Source organism: Accumulibacter sp. (assembly GCF_032229525.1).
Taxonomy (GTDB): domain Bacteria; phylum Pseudomonadota; class Gammaproteobacteria; order Burkholderiales; family Rhodocyclaceae; genus Accumulibacter.
This window is the reverse complement of sequence record NZ_JAVTWB010000090.1, coordinates 11,362-14,443: the sequence shown is the minus strand read 5'-3', so window position 1 is coordinate 14,443 and position 3,082 is coordinate 11,362. Positions and strand designations below refer to the sequence as shown.

At 62.5% G+C, this 3,082-nt stretch carries 4 protein-coding genes; all 4 read left to right on the top strand.

Going from position 1 to position 3,082, the window contains the following annotated elements:
- A partial coding sequence (locus tag RUW20_RS05430; protein WP_313951178.1) for a murein hydrolase activator EnvC family protein occupies positions 1 to 595 on the top strand: 595 nt, incomplete at its 5' end.
- A 25-nt stretch (positions 596 to 620) separates the two neighbouring features.
- Positions 621 to 2,048 carry a S41 family peptidase gene (locus RUW20_RS05425; RefSeq protein WP_313951177.1) on the top strand — a complete coding sequence of 476 codons (1,428 nt, stop codon included), beginning with the start codon at positions 621 to 623 and terminating at the stop codon, positions 2,046 to 2,048.
- Between the two features lie 26 nt (positions 2,049 to 2,074).
- Positions 2,075 to 2,500 carry a hypothetical protein gene (locus RUW20_RS05420; protein ID WP_313951176.1) on the top strand — a complete coding sequence of 142 codons (426 nt, stop codon included), beginning with the start codon at positions 2,075 to 2,077 and terminating at the stop codon, positions 2,498 to 2,500.
- 10 nt (positions 2,501 to 2,510) lie between these two features.
- Positions 2,511 to 3,082 (top strand): HesA/MoeB/ThiF family protein (locus RUW20_RS05415; protein ID WP_313951175.1); only part of this gene is annotated, 572 nt, incomplete at its 3' end.

Sequence of the window (3,082 nt, the reverse complement as noted above, 5' to 3'; positions counted from 1 at the left end):
GCGCGAGCAAGCCCAGCGCGAACAAGCCCAGCGGGAGCAAACCCAGCGCGAGCAAGCCCAACGGGAGCTGGCACGGCGGGAAGCCAGCCCGCAGAAGCCTTCCCGAGCTGCCCCCGCCCCTGTCGAAGAAAAGCCGGCCAGTACGCGTCCGGCCGTTACAGTGCGCCGTGAGGTGGTGCCGGAAACGCCTGTCGCGGCTGACCTGGCCAGATTGAAGGGGACCCTGCGCCTGCCAACCAAAGGGGCGATCACCAATCGATTTGGCGCCGCGCGGCAAGAGGGCAGCACCTGGAAGGGGCTGTTCATCCGCGCCGGCACCGGCAGCCAGGTCGGCAGCATCGCTGGCGGCCGCGTTGTTTTTGCCGAATGGATGCGCGGCTTCGGCAACCTGCTGATCATTGACCATGGCAGCAGCTATCTATCGATCTATGCCAACAACGATTCGCTCCTGAAAGAGGTCGGCGACGAAGTACGCGGTGGCGAAACCATAGCCACCGTCGGCAACACCGGTGGCAACCCGGAATCCGGTTTATACTTTGAGATTCGTCATCAAGGAAAACCGCTTGACCCACTGGCGTGGATCAACGCGAAATAGAGGTACGCACGGAGTGAAACAACAGATGGGTAAGTTGAAACAGGCCGGGCTTGTTTGTGCCGGATTGCTTGGTGGCGTGCTGCTCAGCCTGCAGTTTTCGGCGCTGGCCGACAAGGAGGCGCGCGTCGGCCTGCCGGTAGAGGAGTTGCGCACCTTTGCCGAGGTGTTCAATGCGATCAAGAAAGGCTATGTCGAACCCGTAGACGACAAGAAGCTGATCACGCACGCGATCAGCGGCATGCTCTCCAACCTGGACCCGCACTCGGCATACCTCGACGCCGACGCCTTCAAGGACTTGCAGGTCGGCACGCAAGGTGAATTCGGCGGCATCGGTATCGAAGTCAGCATGGAGGACGGGCTGGTCAAGGTGGTTTCGCCGATCGAGGATACCCCCGCCGACCGCGCCGGCGTCAAGCCGGGCGACCTGATCTTCAAGATTGACGACACGCTCGTCAAAGGCCTGACGCTGACCGAAGCCGTCAAGCGCATGCGCGGCAAGCCGAAGTCCCAGATCCGACTGTCGATTATCCGCAAAACGGAAGCCAAACCCCTGGATATCACCCTGACTCGCGAAGTGATCAAGGTCCAGAGCGTCAAATCAAAACTGGTCGAGGACGGCTACGGCTATCTGCGCATCACTTCGTTCCAGGAGAATACCGGTGCTGCGGTGGTCAAGCACCTTAACGACCTCTACAAGGCGGCCCCGCTGAAAGGCTTGGTTCTGGATCTGCGCAATGACCCAGGTGGCCTGCTCAACAGTGCGGTTGGCGTCTCTGCGGCCTTTTTGCCGGAGGACACCCTGGTGACCTCGACAGACGGACGCGCTCCCGATGCCAAGCACGAGTTCCACGCCTCTCCCGCAGACTACCTGCGCGGCAGCCGCGACGATTACATCAAGAGACTGCCGCCGCAGGCGCGCAAGGTGCCGATGGTGGTGCTGGTCAATGGCGGCTCCGCTTCCGCCTCCGAGATCGTCGCCGGTGCGCTACAAGACCACAAACGCGCCGTGGTCCTGGGTACGACGACCTTCGGCAAGGGCTCCGTACAGACCGTCTTGCCATTGCCCGGAAACACCGCGATCAAACTGACGACCGCACGCTACTTCACCCCGTCGGGCCGTTCGATCCAGGCGAAAGGCATCGTGCCGGACATCGTCGCCGAGGAAAGCGCCAACGGCAGTTCGAGGGAGCGTCTGCGCGAGGCCAACCTTGAACACCACCTCGAGAACAACGCCGACATTAACAAGGATGCCGCCACAGCGGTCAAAGAGGCGCCCGTCAAGCCGTCAAGCAAGGCGCCCGCACCGGTCAAGCCGAAGAACAACGCGCCCACGGAAGACGGCGAAGAGTCCTCCGAGTTGCCGAGCCGCGAACTGGCATCAAAAACTGACTACCAGCTGACGCAGGCGCTGAACCTGCTCAAGGGCATGCAGATCATGCGCACTAGCCGTTGACCTTTCTCTCGGAGGGAGGAAAGTGAATGAAGCGACCGGCTGCCACGCCTCACAAAACAGCGCCGATCCGCAAGCAGCGGAGCATCCTGTTCGCCAAATTCCCGCCGGATCAAGTGCCGGAAGCCTCGGATTGCCTTAGCCAGATCGAGCAGCTGGAGGTCGAAAGACGGGATCAGGCGCGAGCCGTCGATGTCGCCTACGATCTCCACCAGCACAGCCTGGAAGAACTCGAAGGGACACTCGAGGACAAAGGCTACCACCTCGACAATACGCTGATGAGCAAGATGATGCGGGCGCTGATCTACTACGTCGAGGAGACGCAATTGCACAATCTCGACGCGCCGGTTCGGCCGATGAAGCGATCACAGTCCGAAGCCTACACCCACGCCTGGGAACGCCACCCGCATGGCGATCACGACGACACCCCGCCGGAGTGGCGCGAGTACAAGTAGGACCCTGCGGATGAACGACGGTCAGTTGCTGCGCTACAGCCGCCACATCCTGCTTGACGAGATCGGCATCGAAGGACAGGAGCGGATCGTCAACGCCAGGGCGCTGATCATCGGCGCCGGTGGCCTCGGCTCACCGGCCGCCCTCTATCTCGCCTCGGCAGGTCTCGGCCGCATCACCCTGGCCGACGGCGATACGGTGGACCTGACCAATCTGCAACGGCAGATCCTGCACACCCAGGAGCGCATCGGCCAGCCGAAGGCCCTTTCCGGCCAGGCAGCGCTCACCGGGATCAATCCGGAAGTCCATGTCGAAGCGATCCTCACCCGCCTGGCCGGCGAAGCGCTGGCAGCGCAGGTCGCCGACGCCGATGTGGTTCTCGATTGCTGCGACAACTTCGCCACGCGGCACGCGGTCAATCGCGCATGCGTCAAAACCCGGACAGCACTGGTTTCCGGCGCGGCAATCCGCTTTGCCGGGCAATTGGCGGTGTTCGACAGCCGGCGCGACGACGCGCCCTGCTATCACTGCCTGTTTCCGGAAGGAGACGATGTCGAGGAGGAGCGCTGCGCGGTGATGGGGGT

What these genes read in the sequence shown, in the direction of transcription:
- RUW20_RS05425 (WP_313951177.1), top strand. Translation starts at nt 621, where the DNA reads ATGGGTAAGTTGAAACAGGCCGGGCTTGTTTGTGCCGGATTGCTTGGT.
- RUW20_RS05420 (WP_313951176.1), top strand. Translation starts at nt 2,075, where the DNA reads ATGAAGCGACCGGCTGCCACGCCTCACAAAACAGCGCCGATCCGCAAG.